The organism is Streptomyces sp. NPDC020379 (assembly GCF_044387105.1).
Taxonomy (GTDB): domain Bacteria; phylum Actinomycetota; class Actinomycetes; order Streptomycetales; family Streptomycetaceae; genus Streptomyces.
The window spans coordinates 85,573-104,458 of sequence record NZ_JBIRVR010000002.1 but is presented as its reverse complement, the minus strand read 5'-3'; the positions used below and the strand labels follow the sequence as shown (position 1 = coordinate 104,458).

15 protein-coding genes are annotated in these 18,886 nt (G+C 71.2%); 5 read left to right on the top strand and 10 right to left on the bottom strand.

Annotation, left to right across the window (positions count from 1 at the left end):
* Window positions 1-31 precede the first annotated feature (31 nt).
* Window positions 32-292, top strand: a complete 261-nt coding sequence (locus ACH427_RS02960; RefSeq protein WP_398867587.1) for a hypothetical protein — start codon at window positions 32-34, stop codon at window positions 290-292.
* Here ACH427_RS02960 and ACH427_RS02955 read toward each other — a convergent pair.
* A complete protein-coding gene (locus tag ACH427_RS02955) occupies window positions 289-2,019 on the bottom strand; it encodes a BCCT family transporter (protein ID WP_398867586.1) in 1,731 nt (576 codons plus the stop codon). The genes ACH427_RS02960 and ACH427_RS02955 overlap by 4 nt on opposite strands.
* A gap of 151 nt (window positions 2,020-2,170) precedes the next feature.
* On the opposite strand from ACH427_RS02955, the gene ACH427_RS02950 reads away from it, so the two are divergent.
* On the top strand, window positions 2,171-3,349 hold the full coding sequence (locus tag ACH427_RS02950) for a glycerate kinase (RefSeq protein ID WP_398867585.1): 1,179 nt from the start codon (window positions 2,171-2,173) through the stop codon (window positions 3,347-3,349).
* A 369-nt stretch (window positions 3,350-3,718) separates the two neighbouring features.
* Here the strand turns inward: ACH427_RS02950 and pssA are convergent, their stop codons facing one another.
* The 9 genes from pssA to ACH427_RS02905 form a co-directional block, all read right to left on the bottom strand.
* Window positions 3,719-4,579 carry a CDP-diacylglycerol--serine O-phosphatidyltransferase gene (pssA, locus tag ACH427_RS02945; RefSeq protein ID WP_398867584.1) on the bottom strand — a complete coding sequence of 287 codons (861 nt, stop codon included), beginning with the start codon at window positions 4,577-4,579 and terminating at the stop codon, window positions 3,719-3,721.
* Window positions 4,566-5,222, bottom strand: a complete 657-nt coding sequence (locus ACH427_RS02940) for a phosphatidylserine decarboxylase (protein ID WP_398867583.1) — start codon at window positions 5,220-5,222, stop codon at window positions 4,566-4,568. The genes pssA and ACH427_RS02940 overlap by 14 nt, the downstream gene beginning before the upstream one ends.
* Before the next feature lie 171 nt (window positions 5,223-5,393).
* Window positions 5,394-6,599 (bottom strand): acyl-CoA dehydrogenase family protein, encoded by a 1,206-nt coding sequence (locus tag ACH427_RS02935; protein WP_398867582.1) that lies wholly within the window; start codon window positions 6,597-6,599, stop codon window positions 5,394-5,396.
* 1 nt (window position 6,600) lies between these two features.
* Window positions 6,601-7,113, bottom strand: a complete 513-nt coding sequence (locus ACH427_RS02930; RefSeq protein ID WP_398867946.1) for a MaoC family dehydratase — start codon at window positions 7,111-7,113, stop codon at window positions 6,601-6,603.
* Between the two features lie 5 nt (window positions 7,114-7,118).
* Window positions 7,119-8,084, bottom strand: a complete 966-nt coding sequence (locus ACH427_RS02925; protein ID WP_398867581.1) for an HpcH/HpaI aldolase/citrate lyase family protein — start codon at window positions 8,082-8,084, stop codon at window positions 7,119-7,121.
* Window positions 8,081-10,093: a protein meaA gene (locus ACH427_RS02920; protein ID WP_398867580.1), complete on the bottom strand. Its 2,013-nt coding sequence runs from the start codon at window positions 10,091-10,093 to the stop codon at window positions 8,081-8,083. The genes ACH427_RS02925 and ACH427_RS02920 overlap by 4 nt, the downstream gene beginning before the upstream one ends.
* A complete protein-coding gene (gene ccrA / locus ACH427_RS02915; RefSeq protein ID WP_398867579.1) occupies window positions 10,093-11,430 on the bottom strand; it encodes a crotonyl-CoA carboxylase/reductase in 1,338 nt (445 codons plus the stop codon). The genes ACH427_RS02920 and ccrA overlap by 1 nt, the downstream gene beginning before the upstream one ends.
* Before the next feature lie 360 nt (window positions 11,431-11,790).
* Window positions 11,791-12,618, bottom strand: a complete 828-nt coding sequence (locus ACH427_RS02910; protein WP_398867578.1) for a TetR family transcriptional regulator — start codon at window positions 12,616-12,618, stop codon at window positions 11,791-11,793.
* 100 nt (window positions 12,619-12,718) lie between these two features.
* Window positions 12,719-14,551, bottom strand: a complete 1,833-nt coding sequence (locus tag ACH427_RS02905) for a 3-hydroxyacyl-CoA dehydrogenase family protein (RefSeq protein WP_398867577.1) — start codon at window positions 14,549-14,551, stop codon at window positions 12,719-12,721.
* A gap of 347 nt (window positions 14,552-14,898) precedes the next feature.
* Here ACH427_RS02905 and ACH427_RS02900 point away from each other — a divergent pair, with 347 nt between their 5' ends.
* The 3 genes from ACH427_RS02900 to ACH427_RS02890 all read left to right on the top strand — a co-directional run bounded on the left by ACH427_RS02900 (window position 14,899) and on the right by ACH427_RS02890 (window position 18,767).
* Window positions 14,899-15,492: a HEAT repeat domain-containing protein gene (locus ACH427_RS02900; protein ID WP_398867576.1), complete on the top strand. Its 594-nt coding sequence runs from the start codon at window positions 14,899-14,901 to the stop codon at window positions 15,490-15,492.
* A gap of 113 nt (window positions 15,493-15,605) precedes the next feature.
* Window positions 15,606-16,049 (top strand): SRPBCC family protein, encoded by a 444-nt coding sequence (locus ACH427_RS02895; protein ID WP_398867575.1) that lies wholly within the window; start codon window positions 15,606-15,608, stop codon window positions 16,047-16,049.
* Between the two features lie 267 nt (window positions 16,050-16,316).
* A complete protein-coding gene (locus tag ACH427_RS02890) occupies window positions 16,317-18,767 on the top strand; it encodes an MFS transporter (protein ID WP_398867574.1) in 2,451 nt (816 codons plus the stop codon).
* Window positions 18,768-18,886 lie beyond the last annotated feature (119 nt).

Below are 18,886 nucleotides of genomic sequence, written 5' to 3'. Positions count from 1 at the left end.
CGTGACGGAACGATGCGATCCGGAGGCGGCCATGAATGAGGCCTGGTACCGGCTGGGAATGCTCCTGGTGTTCATAGCGGGATTCTGGGAGGGGGCGGCCGCCCTCTTCTTCCGGCTGTTCACGGCCAAGGAGCCGTCGCTGATGATCGCGGTGAACTACCTGTCCGCCCCCTGGTGTTACGTCGGGGCCGTGGCGGTCGTGCTCGTGACGTTCGCCGTCGTCGCCGTGCTCGACGCCGGGCACAAGAAGGCGCTGGCGCGCGAGGAGAGGCAGCCGCGGGGCGCGGCCTAAGCGCCCCCGGCCCCGCCGCCCTTGTCGCCGTCCTCGCGGTCGCGGGCGCTCTCCGCGACGCGGCGCAGGCGGGGGTGGCGGACCGGTCCCTGTTCCGTGATCGCCTCGCCGATCATCGTGCGCATCGCGTCCCGCAGCCCGTGCAGCGGGTGGTGCCGGGCCGGGCCCGCGCCCGGGTCCTCGCGCAATTCCCGTACGAGGGACCAGCACAGCGCCAGCATCACCAGGACGAAGGGCAGGGCGACCAGGATCGTCGCCGACTGGAGCGACTTCAGGCCGCCCGCCACCAGCAGGACCGCCGCGACCGCGGCCATCAGCACGCCCCACGTCACCACCAGCCAGGTGCGGGGGTGCAGCGCGCCCCGGCTGGAGAGCGAACCCATCACCAGGGACGCGGAATCGGCGCTGGTGATGAAGTACGTCATCACCAGCGCCATCGCGATCCACGAGGTGAGCACGTCCAGCGGCAGGGTGTCCAGCAGCGCGAACAGCGACGCCTCCGCCCCCTCCTTGACCGTCCCGGCCATGTCCGCCGTGCCCGTCATGTCCAGGCGCAGCGCGCTCCCGCCCATCACGCAGAACCACACCACCGTCGCCCCGCTGGGCACCAGCAGGACCCCGATCAGGAACTCCCGGATGGTCCGGCCGTGCGAGATGCGGGCGATGAACGTCCCCACGAAGGGCGCCCAGGACAGCCACCACGCCCAGTAGAAGATCGTCCACGCGCCCAGCCACGCCGAGTCGGTGAACGCCCCCGTGCGCGTCGCGAGGTTCAGCAGGTCGTGCAGATAGCCGCCGGCGGCCGCCGGGATGGTGTTGAGGACGAAGACGGTCGGGCCGAGGACGAACACGAACAGCATCAGACACGCGGCGAGCACGATGTTGAGCGTGCTCAGCCACTTGACGCCCTTGTGCAGGCCGGAGAAGGCCGACAGTACGAAGGCCGCCGACAGCGCGCCGATGATGATCAGTTCGAGGGTGGTGGTGTCCTTGACGCCGGTGGTGATGTTGAGGCCCTTGGACACCTGGAGCGCGCCCAGCCCGAGGCTGGTCGCCGTGCCGAACACGGTCGCGAAGACCGCGAGCAGGTCGATCGCCCGACCGGGCCAGCCCGCCGCCCGCTCCTCGCCGAGCAGCGGGACGAAGGCCGAGCTCAGCCGGTTGCCACGGCCCTTGCGGAAGCCCGCGTAGGCGAGGGCGAGGCCGGACATGCCGTAGATCGCCCACGGGTGCAGGGTCCAGTGGAAGAAGGAGTACTCCAGCGCCGTACGGGCCGCGGCGGGCGAGTTGGCGGTGACGCCGCTGCCGGGGGGCGGGGAGACGAAGTGCAGCAGCGGTTCCCCCACGCCGTAGAACATGAGGCCGATGCCCATGCCCGCGCTGAACATCATGGCGATCCACGCGAGATTGCTGAACTCCGGCTGGTCGTCGTCCCGGCCCAGCCGGATCCGCCCGAAGCGGCTGAACGCGATCACCACGCACAGGGCGAGGAACACGTCGGCCGCGATGACGAACAGCCAGGCGAAATTGGACAGCACCCAGTTCAGCGCGGCCGACGTCACCCGGTCGAAGGAGTGCTTGGCCAGCGCCGCCCACGCCACCACCGCGAGGACGGCGGCGCCGCCGATCACGACGATGGTGCGGTCGGGGGAGTCGTCCGCCGGCGGACCGGAGGCGGCCGGGGAGGAGGGGGCCGGGTCGGGCGACTCGTATGCGTCGGTGCTCATGTCGCCCCACTATGGCCGGGATGCACTGAAATGGGCTGCCTGGCACGCCGTCCACAGGCATGGGCAACACGCAATCCCCCGGGTAGGGTCGCGGCGCGACGGCCCGTGCTCGTTGTGCGGCGCGGGCCCGGACCGGCGAGGGGACGGCGGGATGACAGACGCGACGGCCGCGGGGGCGACGGCGGGGGGCTCGGGCGCGTCCGGCCGCCGGGTGCTGATCGCCGCGGACAAGTTCAAGGGCTCGCTCACGGCGGTCGAGGTCGCCGAGCACGTGGCGGACGGGCTGCGGCGCGCGGTGCCCGGTGTGCGGACGGAGGCACTGCCCGTCGCGGACGGCGGCGACGGCACGGTGGCCGCCGCCGTGGCCGCGGGCTTCGAGCGCCGCACGGAGCGGGTCACCGGGCCCCTGGGGGAGCCCGTCACGGCCGCGTACGCGCTGCGCGGTGACACCGCCGTGGTCGAGATGGCCGAGGCATCGGGCCTGCGGCACCTGCCCGGCGGACGGTACGCCCCGCTCACGGCCGGGACGTACGGCACCGGGGAACTGCTGCGGGCGGCGCTCGACGCGGGCGCCGCCACGATCGTCCTCGGCGTCGGCGGCAGCGCCTCGACGGACGGCGGCGCGGGCATGCTGAGCGCCTTGGGCGCGCGCTTCACGGACGCGCACGGCACGCCGCTGACCTCCGGCGGCGGCCCGCTGGCCGGGCTCGCGCGGGCCGATCTCTCCGGCCTCGACCCACGGCTCGCGCGCACCCGGGTCACCCTGGCCGGCGATGTCGACAATCCCCTGACGGGCCCGAAGGGCGCCGCGGCGGTCTACGGGCCGCAGAAGGGCGCCTCCCCGGACGACGTGGCCGCGCTGGACGCGGCCCTCGCGCGCTACGCCCGCGTCCTGGCCGAGGCCATCGGCCCCCGGGCCGCCGAGTACGCGGAGGCTCCCGGCGCGGGCGCCGCGGGCGGTCTCGGCTACGGCGCGCTCGTCGGGCTGGGCGCCGCCTTCCGCCCCGGCATCGAGGTCATGCTCGACGTCCTGGGCTTCGCCGCGGCACTGGACCGGGCGGACCTCGTGATCACGGGGGAGGGCTCCCTGGACGCGCAGACGCTCCACGGCAAGGCACCGGTGGGGGTAGCGGCGGCGGCGCGACGGCGGGGAGTGCCGGTGGTGGCGGTCTGCGGGGTGCTTTCGCTCTCCGCGGGGGAACTGCTGGGGGCCGGGATCGAGCGGGCCTATCCTCTCGCGGCGCTGGAGCCGGACGCCGCGCGGTGCATGGCCCTGGCGGGGCCGCTGCTGGAGCGGGTGGCGGAGCGGGTCGCGAGGGACTTTCTCTGACCGGCTGTCTTTGGCTGCGCCCGTAGGGGGAGCTCTTGCGCTCCGCGCGGGGCCGCAGGTCGAGCTTCTCGCGCTCCTGCGCGGCTGGGGGCCGGGCTTCTTGCGCTCCGTGCGCGACTGCGGGCCGGGGTTCTTGCGCTCCGCGCCCGGCCGCGGGCCGGTGGGGGCCGGTCGCGCAGTTCCCCGCGCCCCTTTGCGGGGCCTGCGGCCCCTTGGGGCCTGGGGGCGGGAGCCCTTGTGTGGCCGCGGGCCGGTGGGGGCTTGTCGCGCGGTTCCCCGCCTCTTTGCGGGGCCGACAGGTACCCAAAAGCGTGGGGCCCGGGCGGATCGCCCGGGCCCCACAAGATATTCCGCTGCGTGAGCGCGGCGTTACGGCAGCTGCGCCGCCTCGGCCTCACGTGCCTCGCGGCGGTTGTCGCGGAACGTGTTCACGCGCCGCGCCGTCGCGAAGAGCGGGATGACCGCGCCCAGGACGACCTGGAGCGCGCAGCCGGTCTGGAGCAGCAGCTCACCGCCCGGCGCGTCGAAGGCCCAGGCCGCCAGCAGGCCCATGCTCAGCACGATCCAGCTCAGCATGGCGACCGCCAGCCGGCCCCGCGGCTTCGGGTACTCGACGCGGCTCACCATCAGCCACGCCACCCCCACGATCGCCAGCAGCGTCGGGACGAACGGCAGCTCCAGCAGCACGATCGACACGACGGTCAGCGCGCCGAAGGGGCTCGGCATCCCCTGGAAGATGCCGTCCCGCAGCTGGACGCACGAGAAGCGCGCGAGCCGCAGTACCACCGCGAGCAGCACCACGATCGCCGCCACCGCCGACACCCGCTGGTGGGCGTCCTGGGCGACGACGCCCCAGACGACCACGAAGTAGGCGGGCGCCAGCCCGAAGCTGATCAGGTCGGAGAGGTTGTCGAGCTCGGCGCCCATCGCCGAGCTGCGCAGCTTCCGCGCGACGAGCCCGTCGAAGAGGTCGAAGACCGATGCGAGGAGCATCAGTATCACGGCCGTGGCCGCGCTGTGGCGGGCCATGCCGCCGTCCTCGTTGCCCGTGAGGTGCGGCATGAGGACGCCGGTGGTGGTGAAGTACACCGCCATGAAGCCACAGATCGCGTTACCGAGAGTGAGCGTGTCCGCTATCGACAGCCGCGTGGACAGCGGCATGTCGACCTCGTCCTCCGGCTCGGCTTCCGGCACCCAGGCGGCCTGTGTGTCCGGATCAATCACGGTCAAGGCGTGTCACCCCTGCTGTGGTGGGCTGGCCGACCTCGACCCCGGCCTCGATCCCCTCGGGGAGATAGACGTCGACGCGGGAGCCGAACCGGATCAGACCGATCCGCTCGCCCTGCTCCACCTTCGTGTCCTGCGGTACATAAGGAACGATACGCCGTGCGACGGCACCGGCGATCTGCACCATCTCGATGTCACCGAGCTCGGTGTCGAAGTGCCAGACGACGCGCTCGTTGTTCTCGCTCTCCTTGTTGAAAGCGGGAACGAATCCACCGGGGATGTGCTCGACCGACGTCACGGTGCCGGCCAGCGGCGCCCGGTTGACGTGGACGTTCAGCGGGCTCATGAAGATCGCGACGCGGGTGCGCCCGTCCTTCCAGGGCATGACGCTCTGGACCACGCCGTCGGCCGGGGAGATGACCCGGCCCTCGGCGATCTCGCGATCGGGGTCGCGGAAGAACCACAGCATGCCCGCCGCGAGCGCGGTGCTGGGGACGGCCAGCGCCGCCCAGCGGCCGGAACGGCGGGCGCGGGTGAGGCTGACCGCAGCCGTGGCGACGGTCGGGAGGAGCCACGGCGATGCTCCGCGCGCGAGGCGTACACCGACAAGGCTGTCGCGTGGTGCAGAGGAAGAGCTGTGGGGCATGGGTGACCTTCGTAGCGGAGTGGTGCCGCGTAACGATTGGGGGACGGCGGCTTTCCGGGGATGCTATCGGGTACGGCAGGCAACTGGCTAAGCGCCAGGGCCAGTCGATGGCCGAACACCGATGACTCGGTGTGATCTTCTTCTCGGTGAAACCACTCCCAATCGGGACAATCATCCCTGGAGTCGGTACTCCTCGAGTAGCCGACGACCAATGATCATTTTCTGGATCTCGGCCGTACCCTCTCCGATGAGCAGCATCGGCGCCTCGCGGTAGAGGCGTTCGATCTCGTACTCCTTGGAGAAGCCGTAGCCGCCATGGATGCGGAACGCGTCCTCGACCACTTCCTTGCAGAACTCGGAAGCGAGGTACTTGGCCATTCCGGCCTCGAGGTCGTTGCGCTGCCCCGAGTCCTTCTTGCGTGCCGCATTCACCATCATCGCATGCGCCGCTTCGACCTTTGTCCCCATTTCGGCCAGTTTGAATTGAATGGCCTGATGTTGGGCGATGGGTTTTCCGAAGGTCTGCCGCTGCTGCGCGTAGGAGACGCCCAGTTCGAAGGCGCGCTGAGCGACGCCGCAACCACGCGCCGCGACATTCACGCGGCCGACCTCCACGCCGTCCATCATTTGGTAAAAACCCCGGCCGGTGACGCCGCCGAGCACCCGGTTGCCGGGAACGCGCAGCCCATCCATGATCAATTCGGTGGTGTCGACGCCCTTGTAGCCCATTTTGTCGATCTTGCCGGGGATCGTCAGCCCCGGCTTGACCTCGCCGAAGCCGGGCTCCTTCTCGATAAGGAAGGTGGTCATCGACTTGTGCGGCGCGGTGCCCTCGGGATGCCCCTCGTCGGTCCGGCAGAGCACCGCGACCAGCGTGGAGGAGCCGCCGTTGGTCAGCCACATCTTCTGGCCGTTGAGGACGTAGTCCGCGCCGTCCCGGACGCCCTTGGACGTGATGGCCGACACATCCGAGCCCAGCCCCGGCTCGGACATCGAGAACGCGCCCCGGACCTCGCCGGTCGCCATTCTCGGCAGGAAATGGTCCTTCTGTTCCTGGGTGCCGTGCTGCTTCAGCATGTAGGCGACGATGAAGTGTGTATTGACGATGCCCGAGACGCTCATCCAGCCGCGGGCTATCTCCTCGACGCACAGCGCGTATGTGAGAAGCGACTCACCGAGTCCGCCGTACTCCTCCGGGATCATCAGGCCGAACAGTCCGAGTTCCTTGAGGCCCTCGACGATGCGCGTCGGGTACTCGTCACGGTGCTCCAGCTCCGTGGCGACCGGGATGATCTCTTTGTCGACGAATTCACGGACGGTGGCGAGGATTTCCCGCTGGATGTCCGTCAGCCCGTCGGTCTGCGCGAGGCGTCCCATCTCACTTCTCCCGGGTGATCGGCTCGGGGCGGCCGGGCTGCTCTCCGCCGCGCTCCTCGGTGTATATGGCGGTGGGGACCATCACCTTGCGCCGGAAGACGCAGACGACGGTGCCGTCCTGTTTGTAGCCCTTGGTCTCGACATACACGATGCCGCGGTCGCTCCTGGACCTCGACGGCGTCTTGTCGAGCACGGTGGTCTCGCCGTAGATCGTGTCGCCGTGGAAGGTCGGCGCGATGTGCTTCAGCGACTCGACCTCCAGATTGGCGATCGCCTTGCCCGAGACGTCCGGCACCGACATGCCCAGCAGAAGTGAGTAGATGTAATTGCCGACCACGACGTTCTTGCCGAAATCGGTCGTCTTCTCCGCGTAGTTGCTGTCCATGTGCAAAGGGTGGTGATTCATGGTGAGCAGGCAGAAGAGGTGGTCGTCGTATTCGGTGACCGTCTTGCCGGGCCAGTGCTTGTAGACATCGCCGACGGTGAACTCTTCGAAGGTGCGGCCGAACTGCATCGTGCTCATGCCTCCGGGATCTCGAACTTGGAGGTACGGGTCATCCCGGCCGCGCGGCCCTTGCCGGCCACGACCAGCGCCATCTTCCGGCTGGCCTCGTCGATCATCTCGCCGCCGAGCATCGCCGAGCCTTTCATGCCGCCCGCCTCGGAGGTGCAGTAGTCGTAGGCGTCCAGGATCAGCTCGGCGTGGTCGTAGTCCTCCTGCGACGGCGAGAAGATCTCGTTGGCGAGCTCGACCTGATCGGGGTGGAGCACCCACTTGCCGTCGAAGCCCAGCGCCGCCGCCCGGCCCGCCACCTCGCGGTAGCCGTCGGGGTTGCGGATCTGGAGGTAGGGGCCGTCGATGGCCTGGAGGTCGTTCGCGCGGGCCGCCATCAGGATGCGCATCAGGATGTAGTGATAGGCGTCGGCGCCGTAACCGGGCGGCTGGTGGCCGACCACGAGCGACTTCATGTTGATCGAGGCCATGAAGTCCGCAGGGCCGAAGATGATGGTCTCCAGACGCGGCGACGCGGCGGCGATCGCGTCCACGTTGACCAGGCCCTTGGCGTTCTCGATCTGCGCCTCGATGCCGATGCGCCCCACCGCGAAGCCCATCGTCTTCTCGATCTGCGTCAGCAGCAGGTCCAGCGCCACGACCTGCTCGGCGTCCTGCACCTTCGGCAGCATGATGCAGTCGAGGTTGGGGCCCGCGCCCTCCACGACCGTGATGACATCGCGGTACGTCCAGTGCGTCGTCCAGTCGTTGACCCGCACGACCCTGGTCTTGCCCGTCCAGTCGCCGTTGTTGAGCGCGTCGACGACGGTGTGCCGGGCGCCCTCCTTCGCCAGCGGGGCGCAGGCGTCCTCCAGGTCGAGGAAGACCTGGTCGGCGGGGAGGCCCTGGGCCTTCTCCAGGAAGCGCGGGTTGCTGCCCGGGACGGCGAGGCAGGAGCGGCGCGGCCGCAGACGGTTGAGGGGCGTTGTCATGCGGGGACCTCCAGAGGGTCGAGGTGGTTCGCTTTCCGGATCTCGTCGACGATACGGCCGATGATCTCCGTGATGCCGAAATCCTTGGGGGTGAAGACTGCCGCGACACCCGCCGCCCGCAGGGCGGTGGCGTCCGCGGACGGGATGATGCCACCGACGATCACGGGGAGGTCGTCGGCCCCCGCGCTCCGCAGCCGGGTCAGCACGTCGGGCACCAGTTCGGCGTGCGAGCCGGAGAGGATCGACAGGCCGACGCAGTGCACGTCCTCGGCCACGGCCGCCGAGACGATCTGTTCCGGGGTCAGCCGGATGCCCTGGTAGACCACCTCGAAGCCCGCGTCGCGGGCCCGTACGGCGATCTGCTCGGCGCCGTTGGAGTGGCCGTCCAGGCCGGGCTTGCCGACCAGCAGGCGCAGCTTGCCGCTGCCCAGGTCGTCGGCGGTCCTGGCGACCTTCGCGCGCACCGCCGCGAGCGGGGTGCCCGCCTCGGCGGTCACCGCCACGGGGGCGCTGCTCACGCCCGTGGGGGCGCGGAACTCGCCGAACACGTCGCGCAGCGCCCAGGCCCACTCTCCGGTCGTGACGCCGGCGCGCACGCACTCCAGCGTGGCCGCCATCAGGTTGTCCGTGCCGGCGGCCGTCTTCTTCAGGGCCGAGAGGGACTCCTGGGCGCGGGCCTCGTCGCGGTTGTCGCGCCAGGCGTGCAGGGCCGCGACGACGCGGGCCTCGTTGGCCGGGTCGACCGTCATGATCGCGGTGTCGAGGTCGGAGGTGAGCGGGTTGGGCTCGGTGGACTCGAAGCAGTTGACGCCGACGATCTTCTCCTCGCCGGCCTCGATCCGGGCCCGCCGCTCGGCGTGCGAGGACACCAGCTCCGACTTGAGGTAGCCGGACTCGACGGCGGCCATCGCGCCGCCCATCTCCTCGATCCGGCCGATCTCCGTGAGGCACTCGGTGACCAGGGCGTCGACCTTGGCCTCGATGACGTGCGACCCGGCGAAGATGTCCTCGTACTCCAGCAGGTCGCTCTCGTGGGCCAGGACCTGCTGGATGCGCAGCGACCACTGCTGGTCCCAGGGCCGGGGCAGGCCCAGCGCCTCGTTCCAGGCGGGCAGCTGGACGGCGCGGGCGCGGGCGTCCTTGGAGAGGGTGACGGCCAGCATCTCCAGCACGATGCGCTGGACGTTGTTCTCCGGCTGCGCCTCCGTCAGGCCCAGGGAGTTGACCTGGACGCCGTAGCGGAAGCGGCGCTGCTTGGGGTCCTCGATGCCGTAGCGCTCGCGGGTGATCTTCTCCCAGATGCGGCCGAAGGCGCGCATCTTGCACATCTCCTCGATGAAGCGGACGCCCGCGTTCACGAAGAAGGAGATGCGGGCGACGACCTCGCCCTTGCGGTCCTCGGGGACCTGCCCGGAGGCGAACACCGCGTCGAGCACGGCGATCGCGGTGGACATCGCGTAGGAGATCTCCTGGACCGGAGTGGCCCCCGCCTCCTGCAGGTGGTAGCTGCAGATGTTGATCGGGTTCCACTTCGGGATGTTGTTGACCGTGTACGTGATCATGTCGGTGGTCAGCCGCAGGCTGGGCCCCGGCGGGAAGACGTGCGTCCCGCGCGAGAGGTACTCCTTGACGATGTCGTTCTGCGTCGTCCCGGACAGCCTGGTGATGTCGGCGCCCTGCTCCTCCGCGACCACCTGATACATCGCCAGCAGCCACATGGCGGTGGCGTTGATGGTCATGGAGGTGTTCATCCGGTCCAGCGGGATCTCGTGGAACAGCCGCCGCATGTCGCCGAGATGGGCGACCGGCACCCCGACCCGGCCGACCTCACCGCGCGCGAGGATGTGGTCGGAGTCGTAGCCGGTCTGCGTGGGCAGGTCGAAGGCGACCGACAGCCCGGTCTGGCCCTTGGCGAGGTTGCGCCGGTAGAGCTCGTTGGACGCCTCGGCCGTGGAGTGGCCGGCGTACGTCCGCATCAGCCAGGGGCGGTCCTTCTGACGTCCGGTCATCAGACGTTCCTGAAGCGGTTGATCGCGTCGATGTGCTGCTCGCGCAGCTCGTGGTCGCGCACGCCCATGCCCGCCTCGGGGGCCAGCGCGAGCACGCCGACCTTGCCCTGGTGGAGGTTGCGGTGCACGTCGTACGCCGCCTGCCCGGTCTCGGCCAGGGTGTAGGTCTTCGACAGCGTCGGGTGGATCTTGCCCTTGGCCACGAGGCGGTTGGCCTCCCACGCCTCGCGGTAGTTGGCGAAGTGCGAGCCCACGATCGACTTGAGCGACATCCACAGATAGCGGTTGTCGTACTCGTGGCGGTAGCCGGAGGTGGAGGCGCAGGTGACGATCGTGCCGCCCTTGCGGGTGACATAGACGCTGGCGCCGAAGGTCTCGCGGCCCGGGTGCTCGAAGACGATGTCGACGTCCTCGCCGCCGGTCAGCTCACGGATGCGCTTGCCCAGCCGCTTCCACTCGCGGGGGTCCTGGGTCTGCTCGTCCTTCCAGAACCGGTAGCCCTCCTCGGTGCGGTTGATGATCGCCTCGGCGCCCATCCGCCGGCAGATCTCGGCCTTCTGCTCGCTGGAGACCACACAGATCGGGGTGGCGCCGCCGGCCAGCGCGAACTGGGTGGCGTAGGAGCCGAGTCCGCCGCTCGCGCCCCAGATCAGGACGTTGTCGCCCTGCTTCATCCCGGCGCCGTTGCGGGAGACCAGCTGCCGGTAGGCGGTGGAGTTGACCAGGCCGGGGGCCGCGGCCTCCTCCCAGGTCAGGTGCTTCGCCTTGGGCATCAGCTGGTTGGACTTCACCAGCGCGATCTCGGCCAGGCCGCCGAAGTTGGTCTCGAAGCCCCAGATCCGCTGCTCGGGGTCGAGCATGGTGTCGTTGTGGCCGTCCGCGGACTCCAGCTCGACCGACAGGCAGTGCGCGACGACCTCGTCGCCCGGCCGCCAGGCGTTCACCCCGGGGCCGGTGCGCAGCACCACGCCCGCCAGGTCGGAGCCGATGACGTGGTACGGCAGGTCGTGCCGCTGGGCGAGCGGCGACAGCTTGCCGTAGCGCTCCAGGAAGGCGAAGGTCGAGACCGGCTCGAAGATCGAGGTCCAGACGGAGTTGTAGTTCACCGAGCTGGCCATCACGGCCACCAGGGCCTCGCCGGGGCCGAGTTCGGGCACCGGGACGTCCTCGACGTGCAGCGACTTGCGAGGGTCCTTCTCCCGGCTGCTGAGGCCGGCGAACATCTCCGCCTCGTCCTTGTGCACGGTCACCGCGCGGTAGGACTCGGGGAGGGGCAGCGCGGCGAAGTCCTCGGCCGAGCTGTCCGGAGCGAGTATCGCGTCCAAAATGTGGTTCATTTGTTGAGCCTCCGGCGAAGCGCGTCGTGGAACGGGCTTGAGGGAACGTCGGGGGTGGTGCGGAAGGCGGTGCCGTCGGTTCGGCGGGTGCTGCGGCGGCGCTGGTGGCGCGGGGGCCTGTGACGCAGGCGTCCGGGCGCACAGGAGTGCTTGTGGGGACAGCCGGCGCACGACGGTTCACGCCTGCGCGCCGGCCGCCCGGACACCCACAAGGTAGTGGCACCGCGTGCCAGGGGACAAGACACCGAGTGCCAACAATTTCTCTCAGATGTCATCCGGAAGGCACGTATGAGCAAGGAAGGGCGGCCACTCTGCCCGGGTGGCCGCCCTGAATGTCCTGAACTATCGGGTTATGGAGGGTCAGTTCTTCTTGAGCGCCTTCTCGATGGCGCGCATGACCTCGTCGAGCGGCGCGTCGGTGCGGGCCACCGTGACCAGCACCTCGCCCTCGGTCCGCGCCGTGGCGGCCGGGGCGCTCTGAGCGGAGCGGCCCGCTCCGATGCCGGTGCCGAAGGTCTCCCGCACGATGGCGAAGGCGTGGTCGAGCTGGGTCTCCACATCGCCCTCGCCGCCGCCGCGCAGCCAGCGCCGCAGCACGTGGTTGTGCGCGGTGACCACCGCCGAGGCGGCGACCTCGGCGAGCAACGGGTCGTCGTCGCCCACGTGGTGGGCGCTCTCGTCGAAGTGGCCCAGGAGATAGCGGGTGAACAGCCGCTCGTAGCGGGCCACCGAGGCGATCTCGCGCTCCCGCAGGGCCGGCACCTCGCGGGTGAGGCGGTAGCGCTCCACGGAGACCGCGGGGGAGGCCGCGTACATCCGCATGACCTCCTTGATCCCCCGGCAGACGGTGTCCAGCGGGTTCTCGTGGGAGGGGGCGGCGTCGAGCACGCCCGCCGCCCGCACGAGCGTGTCGTCGTGGTCGGGGAAGATCGCCTCTTCCTTGGAGCGGAAGTGGCGGAAGAAGGTCCGCCGCGCCACCCCGGCCGCGGCGGCGATCTCGTCGACGGTCGTCGCCTCGTAACCCTTGGTCGCGAACAACTCCATCGCGGCGGCGGCGAGTTTGCGGCGCATGGTGAGCCGCTGGGCCGCCGCGCGGCGGCTGCCCGCGCTCTCGGCGGCGGTACGCGGCTCTCGGGGTGCGTCGGCGGACGGACGCGGGGTGCGGACGGCCTTGGCGGGCTGGGGCATGTGGGGAACGTAACACGCGTCCGTATGGGCGTGCCGGGGCGGACCGGCAGCCGGTTCGAGCAGTCCGCCCCACCCCACGCCGTCGCACCGCACCGGGCGGTCAGCGCCGGGCGTACTCACGGAAGCCGCGCCCTGTCTTGCGGCCCAGGCACCCCGCCGCGACCAGGTGCTCCAGCAGCGGTGCCGGCGCGAGCCCCGGATCGCGGAACTCGCGGTGCAGGACCTTCTCGATGGCCAGCGACACATCGAGGCCGACCACGTCCAGGAGCTCGAAGGGGCCCATCGGATAGCCGCCGCCCAGCTTCATCGCGGCGTCGATGTCGTCGAGCGTCGCGTAGTGCTCCTGCACCATCTTGATCGCGTTGTTGAGATACGGGAAGAGCAGCGCGTTGACGATGAAGCCCGCACGGTCCCCGCAGTCCACCGGGTGCTTGCGGACGCGGGCGCACACGGCCCGGACGGTGGCGTGCACGTCGTCCCCGGTGAGGACCGTACGCACCACCTCCACCAGCTTCATCGCGGGCGCCGGGTTGAAGAAGTGCATCCCGACGACCTCCCGCGGGCGGCCGGTGGCGCGGGCGCAGGCGATCACGGGCAGCGACGAGGTGGTGGTGGCCAGGATCGCGCCCGGTTTGCAGACCTTGTCCAGTGCCGCGAAAAGCTGCTGCTTGACGGCCAGCTCCTCCGCCACCGCCTCCACGGCCAGGTCCACCTCCGCGAAGGCGTCCAGCGAGCCCGCCGGGGTGATCGCGGCCAGCGCGGTGTCCCGTTCCGCCGGCGTCAGTCTGCCCTTCTCCACCGACCGGGCCAGGGAGCCCGCGATCCGCGCCTTCGCCGCCTCGGCCTTCTCCGCCGTCCGGGCCGCGAGGACCACGGCGTAACCCGCCTTCGCGAAGACCTCCGCGATGCCGCTCGCCATCGTGCCCGAGCCCGCGACGCCCACGGCACGCACCTCGCGCACCTCGGCGCCGCCTTGCGCGACACCGCCCGGCGTCCGTTCGTCCGGCACGACGACCGCAGAGTCCGGCGCCTCGTACGTATAGAACCCGCGGCCGGACTTGCGGCCGGTCAGCCCCGCCTCGGCGAGCTGGCCGAGGATCGGCGCGGGCGCGTGCAGCCGGTCGCGGGAGGCGGCGTACATCGCCTCCAGGACCGTGCGGGCGGTGTCGATGCCGATCAGGTCGAGCAGCGCGAGCGGGCCCATCGGCAGGCCGCAGCCCAGCCGCATCGCGGCGTCGATGTCCTCGCGGGTGGCGTAGCGCGACTCGTACATCGCGGCCGCCTGGTTGAGATAGCCGAACAGCAGCCCGTCGGCCACGAATCCGGGCCGGTCGCCGACCGCGACCGGCTCCTTGCCCAGCTCGCGGGCGAGCTCGGTGACGGCCGTGACGGCCGCGGGCGCGGTGAGCACCGAGGAGACGACCTCCACCAGCTTCATCGCCGGCGCCGGGTTGAAGAAGTGCAGGCCGAGAACCCGCTCGGGGCGGGCCGAGTCGGCGGCGAGCCGGGTCACGGACAGCGCGTTGGTGCCCGTCGCCAGGATGGTGCCGGGGCGCACGATCGCGTCGAGGGCGGTGAAGACCTCGTGCTTGAGGGCGTAGTCCTCCGGCACGACCTCGATCACCAGGTCGGCGCCGGCGGCGGACGCGAGGTCCTGGGAGGTGCGGAAGCGGGCCAGCGCGGCCCGCCGCTCCTCCTCGGTGATCCGCTCGCGCCGCACGGCGCGCGCGGTCGCGGCCTCCAGAGCGCGGACGGCGCGCGCGGCGGCCGCCTCGGAGACGTCGATGCCGACGACCTCGCGGCCGGCCTGGGCCAGCACTTCGGCGATGCCGGTGCCCATGGTGCCGAGACCGATCACGGCGACGGTGCGGAGGGCGGGGCCGGAGTGACCCGGCTGGGAGGGGACAGGCTCAGGGGTGGACATACGGTCCATCGCGAGACTCCAGAAGGTGTTCCCCGTGCGCGGGGATGCGTCGGTTGAGTGCCGGTCGGGTGCGCGGACCGTGGCGGCCCGCGACGGCCGTGGGAATTCCGGGTACGGGTAAGGAGCGCCCACGGAAGGGGAGTTGAGCTCACGGCCGGCCCTGTCCCGGGGCCGGGCCGTACCGATGTGTGCCGAACCGACGAACCGACATCACCTGCGCGGCGGCTGCGTCACCAGGCCGCCCGAGCAGGGGTGCTGCTCTTGCCGGGAGATTAACTCAACGGTAACCAAGAGCACCAGGGGAAGGGCGCGCGACTTACGATGTGGTTCAGGCCACTCGGGGAGGAGAGCGGGCAATGGAAGAGGAATTTCGCGCCCTGCTGAAGCGGGTACGCGCCGAACTGGTCAGCCCCGCCGAGTTCGCGGCCTTCGAGCGCCTCCTCGCGCTCGTCCGCACCTCCCGCGACGGGCGCCGCGATGAACTCGCCGCCATCCTGGTGGCCCCCGAACGCCCGCTGTGGGCACGCGAGATCGCCGCCTTCGCGCTGGGTGCCGAGGGCGACCGGCGGGCCTTCGAGACCCTGGTGCTCCTCCTCAACTACCGCGAGCCCGTGCGGTGCGCCACCGCCGCCTTCGTCCTCGCCCGGCTCGGCGACCCCCGCACGGCCCGCGCGGCCGCCGCCCTCGCGACCAATCCCTTACGCACCGCCTACGCCCTGCACCCCGTCCGTCTGCTCACCGAGCTCCGCGCCCCGGAGTCCGTGCCCGCCCTGCTCGCCACCCTGGAGCGGCTGCTCGCCGCCCGGGACCACTGCTGGCCCATCGCCCGCGCCTGCGTCGAGGGCCTCGGTGTCCTGGGCGACCGCCGCGCGGAGGACGCCCTGGTGGCCGCCCAGGCCCACGACCGCCTCCGCGCGGCCGCGGGGGAGGCGCTCGGGCGCCTGGGGTGAGCGCCGCGCTCCGGCGCCGTGGGCCGCGCCCGGCCGCGAGGATTTGGGCGCCCGTCGCGTTGGTGGTTGGCTGACCTCCGCAGGGACAACGCACGACGTCCGGGAGGACAGCCATGGGCCAGGTCGAGGCCACCACGGAGCGGATCATCGCGGCGGACCCGGAGGAGGTGTTCGACGCGCTCGCCGACTACAGCGGCACCCGCGCCAAGCTGCTGCCCGAGCACTTCAGCGAGTACGAGGTGCGCAAGGGCGGCGACGGCGAGGGCACCCAGGTGCACTGGAAGCTCCAGGCCACCAGCAAGCGCGTGCGCGACTGCCTGCTGGAGGTCACCGAGCCGACCACCGGGCAGCTGGTCGAGAAGGACCTCAACTCCTCGATGGTCACCACCTGGACCGTCACCCCCGCCGGCGAGGGCAAGGCCAGGGCCGTCGTCTCCACCGTGTGGAACGGCGCCGGCGGCATCGGCGGCTTCTTCGAGCGCACCTTCGCCCCCAAGGGTCTCGGCCGCATCTACGACGCCGTGCTCGCCAAGCTGGCCGCCGAGGTGGAGAAGTAGCCGCGGCGCAGCCGTGGCAGCAGGGGCCGCCGATCCCGAACCGGCCCTGGAACAAAGCGAGAACAGTCGGTGGAAGCCCGGACCGTGGGTGGTCCGGGCTTCACCGTTTCGGGTGGTTTCCCCAACCCTCCCACCGTGCCTCGTATGCCTCCGACCGGCGCGAAAGCCGCACAGAGGGCACTCTCCGGTCAATCACCGCGCTTGCTAGCCGTTATTGCCAAATGCGAGAAAAGGGCGGCGATGCAGGCGCGATGAGGGGAGTCGTACGTGGGCGGGACCACATTCGGGACCACCTTGGTGCAGAGCGAGGGACCACCGTCCCCGGCCCTGCGGGACCAGGGCGGGGTCCTCGCGCACGGCGACGGTCCACCGTCCGCCCTCCCCGCGGCCGGCCCGGCCCCCGCGCACCACGTGGCCCGCCTCGGCCCGGCCCGCGTCCGCGTCGTCTTCGTCGGCCTGATGCTCGCGCTCCTCCTCGCCGCGCTCGACCAGACCATCGTCGCCACCGCCCTCCCCAAGATCGTGGGGGAGCTGCACGGCCTGGACCGGATGTCCTGGGCCGTCACCGCTTATCTGCTGAGCTCCACGGCGGTCCTGCCGGTCTACGGCAAGCTCGGCGACCTCTGCGGGCGCAAGGGGGTCTTCCTCTTCGCGATCGTCGTCTTCGTCGCGGGCTCCGCGCTCGCCGGGCACGCCGCCACCATGAACCAGCTCATCGCCTTCCGCGTCCTGCAGGGCGTCGGCGGCGGCGGGCTGCTGATCGGCGTCCAGGCGATCATCGCCGATATCGTCCCGCCCCGGGAGCGCGGCCGTTTCATGGGCGTCATCGGCGCCGCCTTCGGCCTCGCCTCCGTCGCCGGGCCCCTGCTCGGCGGCTTCTTCACCGACCGCGCCTCCTGGCGCTGGTGCTTCTACGTCAACATCCCCTTCGGCCTCCTCACCTTCCTCGTCGTCGCCGTGGGCCTCAAACTCCCGGTGCGCTTCCGCAGGGGCCGCTTCGACGTCCTCGGCGCGCTGCTGCTCATGGCCTTCTCGACCTGCCTGGTGCTGCTGACGACCTGGGGCGGCACGGAATACGAGTGGCGCTCGCGCGTCATCCTCGGGCTCGCGGCGGGCGCCCTCGGCACCGCCCTGCTCTTCGTCGTGGTCGAGCACATCGTCACGGAACCGATCATTCCGCCGCACCTTTTCCGCGACCGGGTCTTCAATGTCTGCGGCATCGTCGGCGCGGCCATGGGCGTCGGCCTCTTCGGCGCCGCGAGCTATCTGCCGACCTTCCTCCAGATGGTCGACGAGGCGGACGCCACCGAGTCCGGGCTGCTGATGCTCCCGATGATGGGCGGGGTGGTGCTGTCCTCCCTCGTCACCGGCCAGCTCATCAGCCGCACCGGCCGCTGCAAGCCCTTCCCCGTCATCGGCGGCGCCGTCTCCGCGGTGGGCATGTACTACCTCTCCCACCTCGACACCCACACCCCGCGGGCGGTCTACAGCCTCTGGATGGGCATCCTCGGCGTCGGCGTCGGGCTCGCCCTGCCCGTGCTCGTCCTCGCCGTGCAGAACTCCGTTCACCCCGCCGACCTCGGCACCGCCACCAGCGCCAACAACTACTTCCGGCAGATCGGCGGTTCGGTCGGCGCCGCCGTCTTCGGCACGCTCTTCGCCCGCCGCCTCGCCGACCGGCTGCACGCGGAACTGCCCCACCGCGCCGGGCTGCCCGCACCCGACTCGATCACCCCGCAGCTGGTGCGCGCCCTGCCCGAGGCGGTCCGCGACGGCTATGTGCGGGCCTACGCCGACGCCATGCCGCGGATCTTCCTCTATCTCGTACCGGTGCTCGTCCTCGGTTTCCTGCTCGCCTTCCTGCTGAAAGAGAAACCCCTGGTGTCCCACAACGCCCCCGAAGCCCCCGTCATCCCCTCCGCGCGCGCCGAACCGTCGGACGGCCCGGCGCACTTCGTCGCGGGCCTCCCCGTCACCGGCACCGTCCAGCACCCCGACGGCACCACGGTGCCGCGCGCCGCGCTCACGCTCATCGACGTCCGCGGCCAGCAGATCGGGCGCGGCGCGAGCGGGGAGGACGGGCGGTACGCGCTGAGCACGCCCGGCACCGGCTCGTACGTCCTCATCGCCGCCGCGGGCGGGCACCAGCCGCAGGCGGTCACCGTCACCATCGGCGAGCGGCCCATCGAGCTGGACGTGGTCCTGGGCGGCGCCGGCCGCCTCGCGGGCACCGTGCTCACCCCCGACGGCAACCCCGTGCGCGACGCGCTGGTGACCCTCACCAATGTGCACGGCGAGGTCGTCTCCACCACCCGCACCGGGCGCGAAGGCGGCTATGTCATCTCGGAGTTGGTCGCGGGGGAGTACACCCTCGCCGCCAGCGCCCCCGCCTTCCGGCCCGCGGCGCTGCCGGTGACGGTCCAGTCCTGCCGCGAGACCCGCCAGGACATCGAGCTGGCCGGCGGCGCGGTGCTGCGCGGCGTCGTCAGGGCGGGCGGCGGCCGGGCCGTGGAGGACGCGCGGGTGACGCTGCTGGACGCCGCGGGCAATGTGGTCGACTCGGCCGCCACCGGAGCGGACGGGGCGTTCCGCTTCGTGGACCTGTCCGCCGGCGAGTACACGGTCATCGCGGCGGGCTATCCCCCGGTGGCCACGGTCCTCCAGGTCGCGGGCGGCGGCCGCACGGAGCGGGACCTCCAGCTGGGCCACGCGGACTGAAGGCAGGGCCGGGGCGCGTTCGATCGCCGGGCGGGCGTGCCCCGCCCGCCCGGCGATCCGACGCGTCGGTTCCGCCGATTCCGCCCACGGGCCGTGTCCGGGCCCCTACGGTAGTAACG

What these genes read in the sequence shown, in the direction of transcription:
- ACH427_RS02930 (WP_398867946.1), bottom strand. Translation starts at nt 7,113, where the DNA reads ATGCAGTTCGGCCGCACCTTCGAAGAGTTCACCGTCGGCGATGTCTAC.
- ACH427_RS02940 (WP_398867583.1), bottom strand. Translation starts at nt 5,222, where the DNA reads ATGCCCCACAGCTCTTCCTCTGCACCACGCGACAGCCTTGTCGGTGTA.
- ACH427_RS02925 (WP_398867581.1), bottom strand. Translation starts at nt 8,084, where the DNA reads ATGACAACGCCCCTCAACCGTCTGCGGCCGCGCCGCTCCTGCCTCGCC.
- ccrA (WP_398867579.1), bottom strand. Translation starts at nt 11,430, where the DNA reads ATGAACCACATTTTGGACGCGATACTCGCTCCGGACAGCTCGGCCGAG.
- ACH427_RS02895 (WP_398867575.1), top strand. Translation starts at nt 15,606, where the DNA reads ATGGGCCAGGTCGAGGCCACCACGGAGCGGATCATCGCGGCGGACCCG.
- ACH427_RS02950 (WP_398867585.1), top strand. Translation starts at nt 2,171, where the DNA reads ATGACAGACGCGACGGCCGCGGGGGCGACGGCGGGGGGCTCGGGCGCG.
- ACH427_RS02955 (WP_398867586.1), bottom strand. Translation starts at nt 2,019, where the DNA reads ATGAGCACCGACGCATACGAGTCGCCCGACCCGGCCCCCTCCTCCCCG.
- ACH427_RS02960 (WP_398867587.1), top strand. Translation starts at nt 32, where the DNA reads ATGAATGAGGCCTGGTACCGGCTGGGAATGCTCCTGGTGTTCATAGCG.
- ACH427_RS02935 (WP_398867582.1), bottom strand. Translation starts at nt 6,599, where the DNA reads ATGGGACGCCTCGCGCAGACCGACGGGCTGACGGACATCCAGCGGGAA.
- ACH427_RS02910 (WP_398867578.1), bottom strand. Translation starts at nt 12,618, where the DNA reads ATGCCCCAGCCCGCCAAGGCCGTCCGCACCCCGCGTCCGTCCGCCGAC.
- ACH427_RS02920 (WP_398867580.1), bottom strand. Translation starts at nt 10,093, where the DNA reads ATGACCGGACGTCAGAAGGACCGCCCCTGGCTGATGCGGACGTACGCC.
- ACH427_RS02900 (WP_398867576.1), top strand. Translation starts at nt 14,899, where the DNA reads ATGGAAGAGGAATTTCGCGCCCTGCTGAAGCGGGTACGCGCCGAACTG.
- ACH427_RS02905 (WP_398867577.1), bottom strand. Translation starts at nt 14,551, where the DNA reads ATGGACCGTATGTCCACCCCTGAGCCTGTCCCCTCCCAGCCGGGTCAC.